At 63.8% G+C, this 19,294-nt stretch carries 7 protein-coding genes; 4 read left to right on the plus strand and 3 right to left on the minus strand.

Features of this window, described 5'->3' with window-relative positions:
- Positions 1-29: 29 nt before the first annotated feature.
- Together ABZO33_RS12220 and ABZO33_RS12225 are read right to left on the minus strand one after the other, a co-directional pair.
- The gene (locus ABZO33_RS12220) at positions 30-1,250 is read right to left on the minus strand and encodes an MFS transporter (RefSeq protein WP_414536224.1); all 1,221 of its coding nucleotides are present in this window, start codon (positions 1,248-1,250) and stop codon (positions 30-32) included.
- A gap of 294 nt (positions 1,251-1,544) precedes the next feature.
- Positions 1,545-2,837 carry a mechanosensitive ion channel family protein gene (locus tag ABZO33_RS12225; protein ID WP_414536225.1) on the minus strand — a complete coding sequence of 431 codons (1,293 nt, stop codon included), beginning with the start codon at positions 2,835-2,837 and terminating at the stop codon, positions 1,545-1,547.
- A gap of 142 nt (positions 2,838-2,979) precedes the next feature.
- Between ABZO33_RS12225 and ABZO33_RS12230 the strand changes: the two genes are divergently transcribed.
- From ABZO33_RS12230 to ABZO33_RS12240, 3 genes are all read left to right on the plus strand, one after another.
- On the plus strand, positions 2,980-4,305 hold the full coding sequence (locus ABZO33_RS12230; protein ID WP_414536226.1) for a DEAD/DEAH box helicase: 1,326 nt from the start codon (positions 2,980-2,982) through the stop codon (positions 4,303-4,305).
- 185 nt (positions 4,306-4,490) lie between these two features.
- A complete protein-coding gene (locus ABZO33_RS12235) occupies positions 4,491-4,772 on the plus strand; it encodes a BrnT family toxin (protein WP_031315381.1) in 282 nt (93 codons plus the stop codon).
- The gene (locus tag ABZO33_RS12240; protein ID WP_023631177.1) at positions 4,747-4,983 is read left to right on the plus strand and encodes a BrnA antitoxin family protein; all 237 of its coding nucleotides are present in this window, start codon (positions 4,747-4,749) and stop codon (positions 4,981-4,983) included. The genes ABZO33_RS12235 and ABZO33_RS12240 overlap by 26 nt, the downstream gene beginning before the upstream one ends.
- 11 nt (positions 4,984-4,994) lie before the next feature.
- Here ABZO33_RS12240 and ABZO33_RS12245 read toward each other — a convergent pair whose 3' ends face one another.
- A complete protein-coding gene (locus ABZO33_RS12245) occupies positions 4,995-5,264 on the minus strand; it encodes a hypothetical protein (protein ID WP_414536227.1) in 270 nt (89 codons plus the stop codon).
- Between the two features lie 227 nt (positions 5,265-5,491).
- Here ABZO33_RS12245 and ABZO33_RS12250 point away from each other — a divergent pair, with 227 nt between their 5' ends.
- On the plus strand, positions 5,492-19,000 hold the full coding sequence (locus ABZO33_RS12250; RefSeq protein ID WP_414536228.1) for a hemagglutinin repeat-containing protein: 13,509 nt from the start codon (positions 5,492-5,494) through the stop codon (positions 18,998-19,000).
- Positions 19,001-19,294 lie beyond the last annotated feature (294 nt).

The raw sequence follows: 19,294 nt of genomic DNA on the forward strand, positions 1-19,294 counted from the left end.
TGGTTCTTGATCTGGACCGATGTTGCGGATCAGCGGCGCGGCAGTCCCTTCATGCCGTTGTAGATCACCAGGCACAGCGGCAAGGTCAGCAGCAGCACGCAGGCCAGCACCACCAGGCCTTCGGTGACGCCGGCCTGGTCGGATATCGCGCCGATCAGCACCGGGGCGATGGCGCCGCCCCCTACGGTGCCGGTGTAGAACCAGGCGAATATTCGGTCGCGTCGGTCCCGTGGGGCGAAATCCGGAACCAGGCCGCCAAGTACCGACGAGGTGCCGTTGAGTGCCACGCCGATCAACGGCATCACCAGCATCAGGGCGCCATAGGGCAATACCAGTGCCAGCAAGATCAGCAGCGCGGTCAGCACTTCCGTGCAGATCACCGTGCGCACCGGCCCCAGGCGCGCGCCGAGGTAGCCGCAGAACAGCTTGCCGAAGGCGCCGCCGATGAACAGCAGGGCCAGGGCCAGACCGATGTGCTCGGTGCTGGCGCCCTTGCTCTGCAGCAGGAACGGCAGGAAGGTCAAAAAGCCCATGCGCACGCCGCTGTCGATGCTGCCGGTGGCGATCAGCGCCATCAGGCCAGCTGGCGTGCCGGTCGCGTCGGCCACCTTGGTCTTCTTGCTGGCGCTTTCGTGGGCCTGGTTCTTCGGCATCAGCCACCACAAGGCGAAGGCGGCGGCGATGCCGAGCACGCCGAGCAGGGTCGCGTTGGTCTGCCAGGAGATGTAGACCAGCACCAGCCCGGTCAGGCCGGGGATGACCGCCTTGCCGATGTCCCCGGCGAAGTTGTACTGGGCCAGCGCCTGCTTGACCCGCCCGCTGCCCTCGTAGGCGTCGGACACCAGCGCCGAAGCCAGCGGGTGCTGGGTGCTGGCGCCGAGGCCACCGATCATCAGGGCCAATAGCAGCAGATTGATATCTGTGGCCTGGGCCGCCAGCAGGTAGGCGAAGCCCGCTAGGGCCGTGCCCCTGACAAGCAGGGTTTCACGGCCCCATTTGCGCGCGCCGCGGCTGGCCAGCAACTGGAAGCCGGCCATCATCCCTGCGTAGGCGCCGCGCAGCAGACCGACCTGGGCATAGCTCAGGCCGAAGGCGGCCTGCCAGATAGGCAGCAGCACATAGATAACATCGGTCAGGCCATCGTGCACACCATGGGCGAGGCTGCCGGCGGCCAGTGCCTTGCGGCGGTTGGCCGGGTCGCTGCGGTCCGGTTCGTCGAGTGGTTTTTCCAGGGAGATGTCCTGACGCATCGCTTGCTCGCAGTCCTTTGGCCGATACCGTGCCGCCTGTCATTGGGGGCGACCTGTTCGCTGCAGGTTAGGAGAAGCGGGGAGAGGCGGGTATTCGTATTTCTCGAAGGCTGGCGTTTAATAATTCTGAAATACTTGTAACTAATTGTTTCTCTATGTTTTGTGAGAACACAAGGCCATTGGGCACAGCTGAAAAAACTTTCCGTTCGTCAGCGATCCGTGGGAGCGGGCTTGCCCCGCGATGGCCGTGTCAGCCTTTTCGCGGGGCACGCCCGCTCCCACGTCCAGCCAAGATCAGGCTTTGTCGAATTCCCGCATCGAGGTCACCAAAGGCGGCCTGGCCGCCAGCCCGGCGCGCATGTCATTGCCACTCGGCTGCTGGTACAGGCTCAGGCCGAACTCCGGCAGCACCGCCAGCAGGTAGTCGAAGATATCGCCCTGGATGCGCTCGTATTCGGCCCACACCGTAGTAGTGGTGAAGCAGTAGATCTCCAGCGGCACGCCTTCAGCGGTGGTCTGCATCTGGCGAACCATGCAGGTCATGTTCGGGTGCACGTTGGGGTGGCTCTTCAGGTACGCCAGGGCAAAGGCGCGGAAGGTACCGATATTGGTCAACTGTCGGCGGTTGGCCGACAGCCCGGCGTTGTGGCCCTGGGCCTCGTTCCATTCGCGCAGCTCCTGGCGCTTGCCGGCCAGGTAGTCGCCGAGCAGACGCACCTGGCCCAGGCGCTGTTCTTCTTCCTGAGTCAGGAAACGTACGCCCGCGGCATCGATGAACAAACTGCGCTTGATCCGCCGCCCGCCGGATTGCTGCATGCCGCGGTAGTTGCGGAATGACTCGCTCATCAGGCGCCAGGTAGGGATGGAGACAATGGTCTTGTCGAAGTTCTGCACCTTGACCGTGTGCAGGGTTATATCGACCACGTCGCCGTCGGCGCCGGCCTGGGGCATCTCGATCCAGTCGCCGACATGCAGCATGTCGTTGCTGGTCAGTTGTACGCTGGCGACGAACGACAGCAGGGTGTCCTTGTACACCAACAGCAGCACCGCCGACATGGCGCCCAGACCCGACAGCAGCAACAGTGGCGAGCGATCGATCAGGGTGGCGACGATGACGATGGCGGCAAAGATCCACAGCATCATCTTGGCCAGCTGCATGTAGCCCTTGATCGAGCGGGTGCGGGCATGTTCGGTGCGGGCGTAGATGTCCAGCAGCGCATCGAGCAGGCAGGACAGGGCGCGGGTCATGAACAGCAGCGTCACGGCCAGGGCGACATTGCCGAGGAAATGCTGGGCGGCGGCCGACAGCTCCGGCACCAGCTTCAGGCCGAACTGCACCACCAGCGACGGTGTGGTCTGGGCCAGACGGTGAAGCACCTTGTTGTGGCGCAGGTCGTCAAGCCACCTGAGCGCCTGCTGACGCCCCAGCAGGCGGCTGGAGTGCAGCACCAGGAAGCGGGCCAGGCGGCCGATCAGCAGCGAGACAAGCAGCAGCACGGCCAGGCCGAGGGCGGCGTGCAGCAGCGGGTGTTGGTCGAGCGTGCCCCAGAGGTCGAGGGCGTCGCGCCAGAAGCGTTGGATGTCCATGGGCGTGAAAGCGGTCTGTGTTGCGGTACGAAGCGTTATTAGAGCGTGGATCGGCGCAAAGTTGCCAAAAGAAATTCGGTTCTGGTCACGGAAAACGTTACCCTATGCAACTGAATTTTTCGCACTTGCCCGAGGTTACCCCGTGTTTTCCCAATTCGCCCTGCACGAACGCCTGCTCAAAGCCGTGGCCGAGCTGAAATTTGTCGAGCCGACCCCGGTGCAGGCGGCGGCCATTCCCCTGGCCCTGCAAGGGCGTGACCTGCGGGTGACGGCGCAGACCGGCAGCGGCAAGACCGCCGCCTTCGTGCTGCCATTGCTCAACCGCCTGGTCGACCGCAGCGGCCCGAGCGTGGAAATCCGTGCGTTGATCCTGCTGCCGACCCGCGAACTGGCCCAGCAGACCCTCAAGCAGGTACAGCTGTTCTCGCAGTTCACCTACATCAAGTCCGGCCTGGTCACCGGCGGTGAAGACTTCAAGGAGCAGGCGGCGATGCTGCGCAAGGTGCCGGACGTGCTGATCGGCACCCCAGGCCGCCTGCTCGAGCAGCTCAATGCCGGCAACCTCGACCTGTCCCACGTTGACGTGCTGATCCTCGACGAAGCCGACCGCATGCTCGACATGGGCTTCGCCGAAGACATGGAGCGCCTGTGCAAAGAGTGCGAAAACCGCAAGCAGACCCTGCTGTTCTCGGCCACCACCGGTGGCGCGGCATTGCGCGACATCATCGGCAAGGTGCTCAAAGACCCTGAGCACCTGATGCTCAACAGCGTCTCGCAGCTCGCCGAAGGCACCCGCCAGCAGATCATCACCGCTGACCACGACCAGCATAAAGAGCAGATCGTGCAGTGGCTGCTGGCCAACGAGACCTACAAGAAGGCAATCATCTTCACCAACACCCGCGCCCTGGCCGACCGTATCTACGGCCACCTGGTGGCCAAGGAGGTCAAGGCGTTCGTCCTGCACGGCGAGAAGGACCAGAAGGACCGCAAGCTGGCCATCGACCGCTTCAAGGATGGCGGCTCCAAGGTGCTGGTGGCCACTGACGTTGCGGCCCGCGGCCTGGATATCGACGGCCTCGACCTGGTGATCAACTTCGACATGCCACGCAGCGGCGACGAGTACGTGCACCGTATCGGTCGCACCGGCCGCGCCGGCGGCGAAGGCCTGGCGATCTCGCTGATCACCCACAACGACTGGAACCTGATGTCGAGCATCGAACGCTACCTCAAGCAGCAGTTCGAGCGCCGCGTCATCAAGGAGGTCAAGGGTACCTACAACGGTCCGAAGAAGGTCAAGGCGTCGGGCAAGGCTGCTGGCACCAAGAAGAAAAAGACCGAGAAGAAGGCGGGCGCCGACAAGAAGGGCGCCGTCAAGAAAAAGCCTACCGCCAAGCCGAAGGCCAATGCTCCTCTGGCCAGCGCCGACGGCCTGGCACCGCTGAAAAAGCGCAAGCCGTCGGCTGAGTAATCGCCTCCGGCAACGAGCCCGCCACTGCAACGGTGGCGGGTTGCTTCACTTCTTTCCCCGGGGCGCGTAGCCCATTTCCCAAACCGTATTCCAGCCCGGGCATTTTGTCGCTCGCCCGCCACACTCCTCTGGCATGTGCAGTCAAGGAGGAGTAGCGTATGTACAGCTGTAAATACGATTGTCCCGTGCGATTTGAATGGGACGAGGAAAAGAACCAGCTCAACATCCGCAAGCACGGTATCGACTTCAACGATGTGCCCGAGATGTTTCGCCAGCCGATGCTGGCGCTGCGGGATGAGCGATTCGAGTACCCTGAGGCACGCTGGATCGGCATGGGCTGGATCAATGCCTGGGTCAGCGTGGTCGCCTACACCGAACGGCAGGGTGATGTGATCCGCATCATTTCCGCCAGAAGAGCCACTCGACGTGAGGTAACGCGCTATGTCGAAACCGTCCAGAAGCTGTGAGCAAGACCAAGCCCCGGTCGATACCTCGGACATCCCCGAGCTCGATGATGACTTCTTTCGCCGCGCCGAGCTGCGGGTGCCGGCCAAGCAGACGGTGACCATCCGCCTGGATGCCGACGTACTGGCCTGGTTCAAGGAGCAGGGCGCCGGCTACCAGACCCGCATCAACCAGTTGCTTCGTCAGTACATGCAGGCCCAGCAGCGGCGCTGATCCAGGCGTCGTCAGGTTTTCCTTTCCGCTTCTTTCAGCTCCTGGATGCGCTTGTCGATCAACTGGCATTTGTCCGGCAAGTCCTTGCTGGCGGTGCCGAGGTCCATGTGCTGGAGCTCCTCATTGATCTCCTTGGCCTTTTGAGCGTTCTGCTCGGTCAGCTGGCTCACCAAGCCTGCCAGTTGCTCTCTTTTCTGCGTGGCCTCTTCCGGTGTGCAGGCCCAGATGGACTGCGCGCAGAGCAGGGCTGTCGCGCAGAGGATGCAGGGTAGCGGTTTCATCCTTTGGTTCCCTTGTCAGTCGATTCCTGCGGTGGAGATCGCTGGCTGGCCGGAAGTTCAGCGCGGGCGACTGGCGGAACCGGTGTCGCTTTATCGACATGTTTTTTTGACGATATTAATTTGACGCCCATATGGTGGCTAAATAATATCGTTCACTCTTTTTTTTTTATGCGTGCCGGTCTGCTGGCAAGCATGATCCCCTGGCCGCTTGACTCATGAGACCTGACATGGACGTCCGCCTGTTTGCCTTCCTGGCCCGCCAACGCTCGGCCGTAATTCAGCCGCGCGAGCAGTTCTGCGGCCTGCCCAAGCGCGGCCTGGCGCTGCTGCTGGCCAACGCCATGTTCTGGCAGCCGCTGTGGGCACAGGCCGCCGAAGGCGTGGTGGTCAGCGGGCCGGGCACCAGCCTCGGCCAGGCGGGCAACGGCGTGCCCATCGTCAATATCGCCGCGCCCAACGGCAGTGGCCTGTCGCACAACCAGTTCAGCGACTACAACGTCGGCCACCAAGGGCTGATCCTCAACAACGCCACCGACCGTACCCAGGCCACCCAGCTGGGCGGCATCATCTTCGGCAACCCCAACCTGCAGGGCACCGCGGCCAGCGTCATCCTCAACGAGGTCAACGGCGCCAACGCCAGCCAGCTGCGTGGCTATACCGAAGTGGCCGGGCGTGGGGCGCATGTCATCGTTGCCAACCCCCACGGCATCACCTGCGATGGCTGCGGCTTCATCAACACGCCACAGGCCACGCTCAGCACCGGCAAGCCGGTAATCGAGAACGGCCAGCTGAGCCGTTACCAGGTCGACCAGGGCCACATCGCCATCGAAGGGGCGGGGGTCAACGCCAGCAACGTCGACAGCTTTGAGCTGATTGCCCGCAGCACGAAAATCAACGCCGAGATCCAGGCGCGTAACCTGGCCATCGTCGCCGGGCGCAACGACGTCGATGCGCGTACCCTGGCGGCCACCGCGCGTGCTGATGACGGCAGCGCCAAGCCGAGCCTGGCGATCGACTCCAGCGCGCTGGGCGGCATGTATGCCGGCGCGGTCAGGCTGGTGGGCACCGAGGCCGGGGTCGGCGTGCGCCTGGACGGGCGGATGATCGCCAGCGGCGGCGATATCCAGCTGGAGGCCAACGGCCAGTTGCGCATGGCCCAGGCCAGCGCGGACGGCAATGTGCGGATTCAGGCAGCTGGTATTGATGCGCAGGGCCCGGTGCATGCCGGCCAGCAACTGCAGCTGGACAGCCGCGGCGAGCTGGTCAACCGGCAGGGGCTGACCGCTGCAGGTTCGGTACAACTAGACGCGGCTGGCCAACTGAGCAACCTTGGCGGTATCCAGGCGGGTATCGACATCGATGGCGAGCGCGTGGCCGGCGCCGACCTGAAGATCAGCGCCGGTGCCGTGGACAACCGCAACCAACGCCTGATTGCCAGCGGCGACCTGACCGTCTCCACCGGCACCCACCTGAATAACCAGGGCGGCAGCCTCAGTGCCGGGCGCGACCTCAGCGTCAACGCCGCGACCCTGGACAACCGCCAACAGGGCAAGGTCCTTGCCGACGGGCGCATGACTCTCACCGGTGGCCAGTTGCTCAACGGCGACCGTGGCCAGATCACCAGCCAGGGCGCGCTGAACGCCACCTGGGCCCATCTGGACAACCAGGCCGGCGAACTGTCCAGCTTCGATACCCTGGCCCTGAATCTCGGCAGCCTGGACAACCGCACTGGCAAGGTCCTGGCCAACCGCGGCATCACCGTCACCAGCCAGGGGCTGGTGGACAACCGCACCGGTCGGATCGCCAGCCAGGCCACCCTCGACCTGAGCGCCCAAACGCTGAACAACGGCCAGGGCGGCCATGTCAGCGGCAACCAGGCAGTCAGTGTCAATGTCGGCCGGCTCGACCAGCAAGGCGGTCACCTGAGCAGCGTCACCGCGCTGACCCTGGACCTGAACCATGGCCAGCTGGACAATCGCGACGGCAAGATCGCCGCCAACCAGCTGCGCCTGCGCCAGATCGCCGATATCGACAACCAGCGTGGCGAGATCTTCGGCAAGGGCGCCTTCACCCTGGCGGGCCGCAGCCTCGACAACACGGGCGGCAAGTTCTACAGCGAACAGGCCCTGACCGTGCGCCTCGACCAGTTGCTCGACAACCTTGATGGCCTGGTGTCGGCCGACGGCCTGGATATCCGGGCCCTGACCCTGAACAACCAGGGCGGCGTGGTCACCAGCAAGTCGGGCCTGGCATTGGTCACGGGCGCAGCCATCGACAACCGCCACGGCGAGATCTCCAGCACTGGCCTCGGCCAGGTAACGGCAGACAGCCTCGACAACCGTGAGGGTACGGTCACTGGCGGGACGCTGGAGTTGGCCATCGCCCAGGCGGTGGACAATCGCCAAGGCGTGCTGGCTGCCGACAAGGCGCTGACATTGAACGCCGCCAGCCTCGACAACCGCGAGCAAGGCAAGCTGCTCAGCGACGGCACGCTCACCGCCAAGGTCAGCGGGCTGCTGGACAACCAGGCCAAGGGCCTGGTGAACGGCGTGGGCGCCACCCATATCGACGTGGGGCAGCTGGATAACCGCGGTGGCCGCCTGGTGGGCAAGGACCTGCTGACCCTGCAGGGCCAGCGCTGGGACAACCGCGGTGGCAAGATCGAGGCCGACGGCGCACTGACACTGACCATCGACCACCTCGACAACCGCGACCAGGGCCTGGTCAGCGGCCAGGCCGGGGCCCGCTACAGCGGCAGCGAACTGCTCAACCAGCTCGGCATCCTTGGCGCCAAGGGCAACCTCGACTTGGTCGCCGCGCACCTGGACAACAGCGGTGGCAGCCTGACCAGCGGCGGCGATCTCGATGGCCAGGTCACGCGCCTGGAGCAACTGGGCGGCAAGCTGTCCGCCGACGGCACGCTGACCCTCAAGGGCGACTCGCTGGTCAACCGCCAGGGCGCCGTGATCGGCGCCGGGCAGGGCATGCGCCTGACCGTGGGCAACGTCGACAACCGCGGCGGCGAACTGTCCGCGGCCAAGGTGCTCAGCCTCACTGGTGAGCGCCTGGACAACAGTGGCGGCCAGGTCCTTGCCGATACCGACTTGTCGCTTACCGTGACCGAGGTCATCAACCAGGCCCAGGGCCTGCTGCGCGGCAAGGGCCAGCTGACCCTCGAAGGCCAGACCCTGGACAACCGCAACGGGCGTGTTTCCGCCGAGCAGGGCGCACGCCTGCGCCTGAGCCAGGCGCTGGACAACGGCAAGGGCCTGCTGACCAGCGAGGGCGACCTCGATATCGGTGCCGCCAGCCTCGACAACAGCGACGCCGAACTGAGCAGCGCCGGCAAGCTGACCCTGGCCACCACTGGCAAGGTCGACAACCAGCGTGGCTCGATCACCGCCGACGGCGCCCTCGAGCTGCGCAGTGCCAGCCTCGACAACCGCGCCGGCGAGGTCGGCGCCCAGGGGGCCATGGACATCGCCACCGGCACCCTCGACAACCGCGACAGCGGCCATGTGGTCGGCAACGACCGCCTGACCCTCAAGGCCGGCCAGGTCAACAACGCGGGCAGCGACAGCCGCATCGACAGCGATGGCGCCATGCAACTGACCGCCAGCGGTTTCGACCAGCAGGCCGGCCGGATGCTGAGCAAGGCCTCGATCACCCTCGACCTGGGCCAGGGCGCGCTGGTCAACCACGGCCTGATCAAGGCCCCGGTGCTGGTACTGAACAACCTCGGCAGCGTCGACAACCAGAACGGCGAAATCACCAGCCCGCAAGGCTTCACCCTGGCGGCCAATACCCTGGATAACCGCCAGGGCAAGCTGCTCAGCGAGCAGGCCTTGACGGTACGCATCGCCCAGGCGCTGGACAACACCAAAGGCCTGGTCTCGGCCAAGGGCCTGGACCTGCATGCCGCCAGCCTCGACAACCGCGAGGGCACCGTCAGCAGCCGCGCCGGCCTGGTGCTGACCGTCGACGGTCGCCTGGACAACCGCCAGGGCACCCTGGTGGGCGACACCGCCCTCAACCTTGTGGCCGTGACGCTGGACAACAGCAAGGGCAAGGTCTCCGGCAAAGGCCAGGGCGAGATCCAGGCCGATACCTTGCTCAACAACGCCGGTTCGCTGGTCAGCCTCGAGCAACTGCGGATCAAGGGCGGTGAGCTGGACAACCGCGAGGCGGGGCTGCTCGGTAGCAATGGCGCGCTGACCCTGGAGGTCGAGCGCATCGACAACCGTGGTGGCGAGATCACCGGCAAGGCCGCCGTCGCGGTCACCGGCACCTCGCTGGACAACAGCGACGGCGGCCTGCTGGTCGCCGGCACCGGCATGACCCTGGTGTTGCAATCGCTGCTCAACCGCAACAAGGCGCGCCTCGAGGCCCAGACCGGCCTGACCCTGACCGGCCTGACCCTGGACAACGACGGTGGCCGCCTGACCAGCCAGCGGGACATGACCCTGACCTTGACCGGCGCGGCCCTCAACCGCCTCGGCCTGATCAGCGCCGAGGGTCAGCTGGTGCTGGCCGCGCTAAGCCTGGACAACAGCACCGGCAAACTGGACAGCGCCGGCAACCTGAAACTGACCACGGGCGGTGCGCTGCTCAACCAGGGCGGCGAGCTGCTCAGCGACAGCGACATCACCCTGGCCAGCGCCCGCCTGGACAACACCGACAAGGGCGTTGTTTCCAGCAAGGGCGCGCTGGCCCTCAGCACCGGCCACCTGGACAACAGCCGCCAGGGCAGCATCAGCAGCAACCGTAGCCTCGATCTCAAGGCCGGTCAGCTCGATAACCGCGACGGCGGCCGCGTGGGCAGCCGCGAAGCACTCACCGCGACGGTCACCGGCCTCGACCAGCAGGGCGGCAAGCTGTTCAGCGACACCTCGGTGAAGCTCGACCTGGGCCACGGCGACCTGGACAACCGTGGCGGCCTGATCAATGCGCCGTCGCTGCAGCTGGACAACCTCAAGACCGTGGCCAACCAGGGCGGCGAGATGTCCAGCGCCCAGGCCTTCACCGTCGCTGCCGAGCAACTGGAAAACGGCAACGGCCGCCTGCTCAGCGACCAGCGCCTGCTGCTGCGGGTCAGCCAGCGCCTGGACAACCTCAAGGGCCTGATCGGCGCCCAGTCGCTGGAGATTCATGCCGGCGCGCTGAGCAACCGCGACGGCGGCCGCATCGAAGCCAAGGACGCGCTCGCACTTACCAGCAAGGGCCTGGACAACCACGCCGGCAAGCTGCTCGGCAGCAGCCTCGCGCTGGACCTGGGCGGCGCCGACCTGGACAACGGTGCGGGCCTGATCACCACCGCCGGGCCACTGACCCTGGTCAACCTGGCCAAACTGAACAACCAGGGCGGCGAGATTTCCACCGCCCAGGCCCTGCAGCTGGACGTCAGCGAACTGGACAACCGTGACGGCAAGCTGATCAGCGAGCAGACGCTGGGCATCACCAGCGGCGCCATCGACAACCGCAACGGCCTGATCTCGGGCTGGCAGGGCCTGACCGTGACCGGCCAAAGCCTGGACAACCGCCAGCAGGGCACCCTGTCGAGCCGCGCCGGCGCCGTGCAGGCGACCGTGACCGGCGCGCTGCGCAACAGCGACGGCGGCGCGCTGGTCGCCCAGCAGCGCCTGGACGTCAAGGCCGCCAGCCTGGACAACAGCGTCAAGGGCATCCTCTCCAGCGGCGGCGGCCAGCAGCTGACCATCACGGCGGCACTGAACAACCATGACGGCGGCCTGATCGATGCCGGGGAAAAACTGGTCATCACCAGCGGTTCCTTCGACAACCACGGCGGCCGCGTGGCCACCCGCCAGGACCTGGGCCTGACCGCCGCGAGCCTGAACAATAACGAGGGCAGCCTCGCCGCCCAGGGCGCGCTGACCCTCGACCTGCTCGGCGATTTGCTCAACCGCAAGGGCACGCTGTTCGCCGGCAAGGACCTGCTGGTCCAGCGCGCCGGCCTGGTCGACAACCAGGCTGGCCAGATCGCCAGTCAAGGCCTGCTCAAGGTGCTGGCCGCCAGCGTCGACAACAGCCAGCGTGGCACCTTGGCCGCCACTGGCGCGCTCGTGCTCAACAGCAGCGGGGCGCTCAGCAATACGGGCGATGGCCTGATCTACAGCCTGCAGGCTGACGTAGGCCTGCAGGCGGCCAGCCTGAACAACACCAAGGGCACCGTGCAGGCCAAGGGCGCGATCAGCGTGCAGGCAACCGGCGTGCTCGACAACCAGGGCGGCAAGCTGATCGCCCAGGACGGCGCGTTGACCGTGACCGCCGACACCCTCGACAACCGTGGCGGCATACTTGCCAGCCTCAAGCAGGCGCTGACGGTGCACACCACCGGCGTGCTGCGCAACGGCAGCGACGCCAATGGCCAGCGCGGCATTCTCCAGGCCTTGAGCCTGGACGTGCAGAGCGCCAGCTTCGACAACCACGGCGGACGCATCGCCGCGCTGGGCGGTGACGCGCTGATCCGCACCGGGCAACTGGACAATCGCGATGGCGGCATCTCCGCCAGTGGCCTGCTCAAGGTCACCGGGACCAGCCTGCTCAACGGTGGCGACGTGCGCGGTGAGATGGTCGGCCAGCGTATCGACATCGGACTGACCGACGCGTTAGACAACCGCTCCGGCATCATCGAAAGCGCCAGTACCCTCGCCATCACGGCCGACAGCCTGGACAACCAGGCGGGCCAACTGCGTGCCGTGGGCACCAGTGGCAAGAGTCAGTTCGCCATTGGCGGGCTGTTCGACAACCGCAATGGCCAGGTGGAGATCGGCAACAGTGACCTGACTCTCGGCGCGGGCCTGCTGCAGAACGTCGGCGGCAAGGTGCTGCATGCGGGCAAGGGCGTGTTCGACATCGACACGTTCAACCTGACCCGCGCCGGTGGCAACCTGATTACCCGCGGCGGCCTGACCCTGACTGCCGACAGCTGGACCAACGGCAGCGTGATCCAGGCCGGGCGCCTGACGGTCAACGTCAACAACCTCGCCCAGACCGCTGGCGGGCAGTTGCTGGCATTCGACAGCCTGGTGGGCAACGGCGGCAACTGGAGCAACGAAGGCCTGATCGCCAGTGACGGCGCGCTCAGCCTCAACCTGGGGGGAACCTACAGCAGCGCCAATGGGCGGGTGAACAGCCTGGGTACCCTTGGGGTGAGCGCAGCGCAGATGAACCTGGGCAGCAACGCCAGCATCACGGGCGTAGGTAACACCACGTTCAATGTGGCGGGCCTGCTGACCAACCAGGGGCGGCTGAGTTCGGCGGGCGATCTGCTGGTCAACGCTGGCAGCGTGAACAACCTGGGGACTTTGGGTGGCAACCAGTTGGTGCGGGTGACCACCGGCAGCCTGCGCAATGACCATGGGCTGCTGTTCAGCGGTGCAGACATGCAGCTGTATACCGACAGCCTGACCAACTTCTACGGCGACGTTTACAGCCTGGCTGGGCTGACGGTGGCGCGGGATGGCGCGGGTAACAGGGCTACCCTGCTGGAAAACATTTCCGGCAGTCTGGAAAGTGCCGCAGACATGTCCTTGCGCGCTGCGACGATCAATAACAGGAAGGAGTTCATCAAGACTACCGACCGTTTGATCTCGGGTGCGATCGGCCTGCGCTCCACCGGACGTGCCTCAGGCCACTACGTCCTGCAGGAGTCTTATGAGACCAAGCTCGAAATCGATACGCCCGCCTCGATGATTGCAGCGGGTGGGCATCTGCAAATGCAGGGGCAAACGCTCACCAACTCAAACTCGGTCATGTCGGCGCGCGGTGATCTGATCGCTGACTTCGCTACCTTCAACAACGTCGGGACGAGCTTCGGTTCGTTCAAGACGCTCAAATCGTTCAACGTAAGCGTTGGCGGGCGGGACTGGCTCGCTGCGGCTGCCCAGTACAACGCCGCGAATGATCCCGGCTATTCCATGACCACCCTGAATTCCCGATGGGCCCGCGGGCCCGTGGCCAACTTCAGGCACTGGGATGCCGGATGGAATGAGTCTGTTGCCGTCCCGAGAATTTCCGGTTCGCCTCAAGCCTACGAAGAGAGCTTCAAACTGGGTTGGATCAATAGCTGGGGCTGGCGACACGGCGTGAGCTTTCTGAACGTTGCTCCGGCTTACAGTGCCGGCGGCACTCGCGTTGCGCTGCCGGCGCAGGTACAGAACTTCTTTGATACGCGTACCGTTGCCTTGCCTGGGCAGGCTGGCGTGATCAACGCGGTCGTGCAAGCGGGTGGCCGCGTGCAGATCAATGCCACGCAGAACCTGACCAACAGCGTCATCCAACAGAGCCAGGCCATCGGTAGCCCGGTGGCCAAGCCTTTCGATCCGGCGCTGCCTGGCGCCACGGGCACTGCCCTGGTTTCGCTGCATGCGCAGTTGCCTCCCGATCTCGCTCGCCAGCAGGTCAATCCGTTGACGTTAGGCAGCTTTACGTTACCTACCGGACAGAATGGAATGTTCCGACTGAGCGGGGTGAGCGGCAACTCGGCAATGGCTTCCTCCCCAAGCTGGACGTTTGCGACGTCCGCGATTTCCACAAGAGAGCGTGAAGCGCTGACGCCTGTGGTCGGGACAGGAACGTTGCAAGCCGGCGATGCGGTATCCACAAGGATTTTCGATTCCCAGATCGAGCGTGTCGGCCATCAAGCCAGCACCTTGGCCGGGCAAGCCAGCAGCATTGCTGTTCTCGCACCGGCTGGTGGATCCGTGGATGTCCAGGTGCCTCAACGTTCCCTCGGCGCCACAGGGCAAGCGCTGAGCGTTACCAGCAACTTGGGTATCAGCGGCATGCCGCGAGTTCCCGGTCTGACTCCGACGGTAGGCAATCAGTACGTCAGCAAGCCGCACAAGTATCTGATCGAGACCAACCCGGTCCTCACCGAGCTCAAGCAGTTCATGAGTTCCGACTACCTGCTCGGCAATTTGGGCTACGACCCGGACCAGAGCTGGAAGCGCCTGGGTGATGGTCTTTACGAACAGCGCCTGATTCAGCAAGCGGTGGTGGCCCGCACCGGCCAGCAGTTCATCGATGGCCAGACCTCCGGTGAGCAACTGTTCAAGTACCTGATGGACAACGCCATTCGCAGCAAGGACCAGCTCCAGCTCAGCCTGGGCGTGGGTCTGACGGCCTCCCAGGTAGCGGCGCTGACCCATGACATCGTGTGGATGGAAAAACACCAGGTCAACGGTGAGGAAGTCCTGGTTCCGGTGCTTTACCTAGCCCAGGCCAACAACCGCCTGGCGCCCAACGGGGCGTTGATCGCCGGCCAGGACGTGCAATTGATCGCCGGCGAGAACCTGACCAACGTCGGGATCCTGCAGGCCAGCCGCAAGCTCTCCGCCACCGCCGGCAACAACCTGGTCAACACCGGCCTGGTCCAGGCGGGAGAACGCCTGGAACTGCTGGCCGGCAACAACCTGAGCAATAGCGCCGGCGGCATCATCACCGGGCGCGATGTAAGCCTGACCGCAGTCAGCGGCGACATCATCAACCAGCGCGACCAAGTGCGCCATGCGATGTCCTATGGCGGTGTGACCAATCAATGGGACTATCTCGACAATGCCGCGCGTATCGAGGCCTCCAATGGCCTGACCCTGAAGGCCAGCCAGGACATCAAGAACATCGGCAGCGTGATCAAGAGCGAGGGGGACCTGTCGCTCAGTGCCGGCCGCGACGTGAGCCTGTTGGCGGTCGAACAGCGTGAGGGGTTCTATACCGGATCACAGCGTAGCAGCACAGTGCAGCAACATGGCGCCAGCCTTGAGGCCGGCCGCGACCTGAGCGTCGGCGCAGGCCGTGACCTCACCGCCGTGGCCAGCCAGATCGACGCGGGCCGCAACCTCACCCTGGCTGCGGGAGAAGACCTGAACCTGAGCTCCGCCGCCAATAAAGCGCACAGTTTCAGCCGCAGCAAGAAGGTCACTCAGTCCCAGGACCAGGTCACCCAGGTCTCGACCACGCTCAAGGCCGGTGGCGATGTGTCGTTGTCCGCGGGCCAGGACATGGCCATCGTCGCCAGCCAGGTCAAGGGCAAGGGCGATGTCGACATCGACGCAGAGCGCGACCTGACCATTGCCTCCGACCAGAACGAAAGCGCTTCGTACTACCTGAAGAAGAGCAAAGGCTCGTTCGGGCGCGGCAGCTCCAAGCAGCAGGAGAGCTACCACAGCACCAACGTCGCCTCGGTGATCGAGGCTGGTGGCGACCTGACCGTCAACGTCAGCAAGAAGGACGATGGCGGCATCGCCCTGGATGGTGGCCGCGATGTCTCGGTGATCGGTAGCCAGCTCAAGGCTGGCGGCGATGTCATGCTCGGTGCCACCGGCGATGTGGCGGTGCTGTCCGGTGTAGAGGAGCACGGCGAGTACAGCAAGAAGACCAAGTCCGGCTTCCTGGGTCTGTCGAAGAGCGGCAAGAGTCAGTTGCAGACCCGCGCCACGCAGGTCGGCAGCGAGCTCGATGCCGGCAACGACATCGTCATCGCCGCAGGCAGCGATGTGCGTCTGCGCGCCAGCGAGGCGAATGCCGGCAAGGACGTCGAGCTGCGTGCGGGGTTGATCGACAAGGAGGGTGACATCAACCTGGTGTCGGCCAACGATACCGCCTACAGCCACTCGGAGCAGTACAAGAAAAAGACCGGGCTCTCGGTGTCAGGGGGCTTCATCTCCGTGGGCTCGGCGAAGAAGGCCGGCCAAGAGGCGCAGAGCAGTACCAGTGTGGGCAGCCAGTTGACAGCCGTGCAGGATGCCAGCCTCACCGCCGAACGCGATATCAATGTGACCGGCAGTGGCATTGCGGCAGGGCGCAATGTCAGCCTTAACGCCGGGCGCGATGTGAACGTGGCAGCTGCGCAGAACGAGCACAGCGAGCACCAGTGGTCGAGCGAGAAACGCACAGGTTTCGGCGTCTCCGGCGATGACAATGGCGTCAGCCTGTTCCTCGGCAGCGAGCAGCAGAAGGCCAAGGATCGCCTGGAGCAGCAACTGGCCGCCGCCAGTCAGATCCAGGCAGGCCAGGACCTGGATGTTCGCGCCGGACGTGACATCAACCAGACTGGTTCCGACTTCAAGGCCAAGCACGACATCAATCTTGAAGCCGGTCGCGACATCAACATCGATGCCGCCCGCGAGCGCTTGCTGGTGGAACACGAGCGCGAGCAGAAGAGCCAAGGGCTTGGGGTCACGATCAACCATAACCTGGGCAACACCAAGGACGCGCTCGAAGGCGCTGGCAAAGGTGAGAACGGTGTCAGCCAGACTTCCAGCACCTTGCGCGCGGTCGACGCTGTCAGTCAGTTCTTCGCCGGGCCTACCGCCGATGTGAAACTGGGTACCACCAAGCAAGGCAGCCGCGAGCGGGTGGTCGAGGAAAGTCAGCGTGGTTCCACCCTGGATGCCGGGCACGACGTCAACGTCAAGGCCGGCAACGATGTCACCATCAAGGGCGGGCAGTTGCAGGCGGGGCGGGACATCAGCATCAGCGGTCGGGACATCAACCTTGATGTAGCCAAGGGCAGCTTCAGCCAGGAAAACCAGCAGACCAAGAGCTGGGGGGGGATCCATGGCGGGACCACTGGCGGGATCAAGTTGGGAGCGGGCGGCAGTTATGGCGTCGCTGATCAGGACAGCATGCAGGGTACTTCGTCAGCGAGCCAACTCAACGCTGGTCGTGATGTCAAGCTCGATGCCAGCCATGACGTGAACATCATCGGCGGGCAGGTCCGTGCCGGACGCGACATTGATGTTGCTGCTGCCAACGACGTCAACATCCGCTCGGCGCAGAACGACAGCAACAGCCAAAACACTCGTCATAACGGTGGTGGCGAGGCAGGGTTGGCGTTTGGCGAAGGCAAGGTCGGTTTCTACGCCAGCGTCGATATCGGCAAGGGCGACCTGAAGCGCGAAGCCGAGCAGCAGCAACAGGCCTACCTGTATGCCGGGGACCAGCTGAAGTTCAGCAGTGGCAAGGACACCACCATCGCCGGAGCGCAATTGCGTGGCGATGAGGTGATCGGCCGTGTGGGAGGCGATCTCAAGGTTGCTTCCGTAGCGGATACCGGCAAGGTCGAGGGCAAGGAGTTCGACCTGAGTGCAACGGTCTCCGTAGGCGTCGGCGCCAGTGTCAGCGGTTCGGTGGGCTACGGGCAGACGACCGGCAAGACCAACTGGGTCCAGGAGCAGACACGCATCACCGGTGGGAGCAAGGTCGACATTCGCACCGAACACCACACCCAGCTCGATGGCGCGTTGATCGCCGCCGACAACGGCAACCTCAAGCTCGACACCGGCACGCTGGGCTACAGCGATATCGCCGGCAAGGACAAGGAGCACGGTTATTACCTCAACGTTGGCGGCAGTTGGTCGCAGCCAAGCGGCGGCAAGTCCGAAACCCACGGCAACCTCAGTGGCTGGGAATATGAAAAGGACCGTGAGCAGATTGTCCGTGCCACGGTGGGGGCCGGCGAGATTAACGTGCGCCAGGATGCTGAGTACGGCAAGGACTCCAAATCTGGCCTGAACAGGGATTTGAGCAAAGCCTACGAAATCACCCGGGACAGGGAATCACGTACCGATCTGTATGTGTCGGACACCTCTGTTAACGATGTGCTGCATCCTAAGGAGACCTTGGCTAAATGGCAGGTTGATCTCAGTAATTACGGGGTAAGTTCCTTTACTACCGCGAGCCAGTTGTTTGACATGGTAGTGTCGATGACCGCGTTGGCTACAGGAGAGTCGCCACGCGCGGTCGTGGATCGTCTCGCCAGCAATGAGGAAGATCGCCAGAACGCTTTGGCGTTCGCGAAGAGTCTCACCCGGTTAGATAGCTTTGACTCCGCAACACGCGAGGCAGGTATCGCCGCCCTGATGACAAAGGTCACAGGAGGACACGAGAGCCCTGAAGCGGAACAGGTCAAGCTGTTGGTCAACCGGTTGTCTGCCGACTCACCAGAGGCGGCCCAGATGGTCATGCTCAAACTGCTTGGTTTGAGCCGGGGGAATCCGCTTCGACAGAACTTCAATGCTGGTGCAGTCGCTACGGCGGAAGTGCTGGTGGCGTTGGCGGCGGCTTCATCGGTTTACCTGGCTGCGCCGAACTCTCAGGAGGGGTGGGAAAAAGCTAATGCTTCCTTCATGACTGCCATGGGGGAACTACGTGAGAAATCCACTGAGGATTTCGAGCAGGCTGTGGACATTTGGTTGTGGCTTCACGGCAAGGGCAGGGGAGGCTTCCCGATTAACCCGTTCGATACCAAAACGGTATATGAAAATCCAGCCGTGCGGGATGGTAAGCATCCGGTCAGTGATGGCTACAATGGAAATGGGCAACATGAAATTATCACGCATACTGGCGGTCAGCAGTTGGACGGCGTTGGGGGCGTTGGAGGGTATGTCACACCGATAGACCAGCTTAATCCAGGCATAATGCTCAGCATCTTTGGAGATAAGGAAATCTCCAAAGCTACTATACGAACTACCAGTAACCAGACTCGGCTGGGGGACAAAGGGGGGGAGCCCGGGGTGCATATTGAGTTTGCGGATGGCACCAGCTTTGATATGACTCGCACGCGAGTGAAAGAAACGGAGCCGAACCCTTATGTACCTGGCAAAACGCGACCTGTCAGGTACGATGACGCCCTTGACAACAGCGGCAAGAAGAGAGCTCCAACCGAGAAAGAGCTGAATTGGTTCTTGGAATATGTGCAAAATAAATCGGGTTGAGTTTGTAGTGGTGAGCGGCGAGGTGGAAAATGATTGACTGCATTACTAAGGAGCGAGTTCAGGTTCTTATTGATCCTCGTTATGGTCCTTATATAAGGATTTTTTCCTTTCAGGACAGTGGGGCGCTCAGGGATCTGTTTGATGATGAGCTCAATGTTCTCTATTGGCTGGGGCCGTGCCCAGATCTTAGTGTTCATGGTGGGACCGAGTACTATTTTGGTACCGTTGCTGATCCGATCAAGCTTCAAGAGCTGCTCGATAGTATAGAGTTGTAGGTGGTTCTCGAGATGTTCG

Source organism: Pseudomonas sp. CAM1A (genome assembly GCF_047501685.1).
Classification (GTDB): Bacteria; Pseudomonadota; Gammaproteobacteria; order Pseudomonadales; family Pseudomonadaceae; genus Aquipseudomonas.

Excerpts from the sequence above, each read along its gene's own strand:
- ABZO33_RS12220 (WP_414536224.1), bottom strand. The coding sequence starts at position 1,250 with ATGCGTCAGGACATCTCCCTGGAAAAACCACTCGACGAACCGGACCGC.
- ABZO33_RS12225 (WP_414536225.1), bottom strand. The coding sequence starts at position 2,837 with ATGGACATCCAACGCTTCTGGCGCGACGCCCTCGACCTCTGGGGCACG.
- ABZO33_RS12240 (WP_023631177.1), top strand. The coding sequence starts at position 4,747 with ATGTCGAAACCGTCCAGAAGCTGTGAGCAAGACCAAGCCCCGGTCGAT.
- ABZO33_RS12245 (WP_414536227.1), bottom strand. The coding sequence starts at position 5,264 with ATGAAACCGCTACCCTGCATCCTCTGCGCGACAGCCCTGCTCTGCGCG.
- ABZO33_RS12250 (WP_414536228.1), top strand. The coding sequence starts at position 5,492 with ATGGACGTCCGCCTGTTTGCCTTCCTGGCCCGCCAACGCTCGGCCGTA.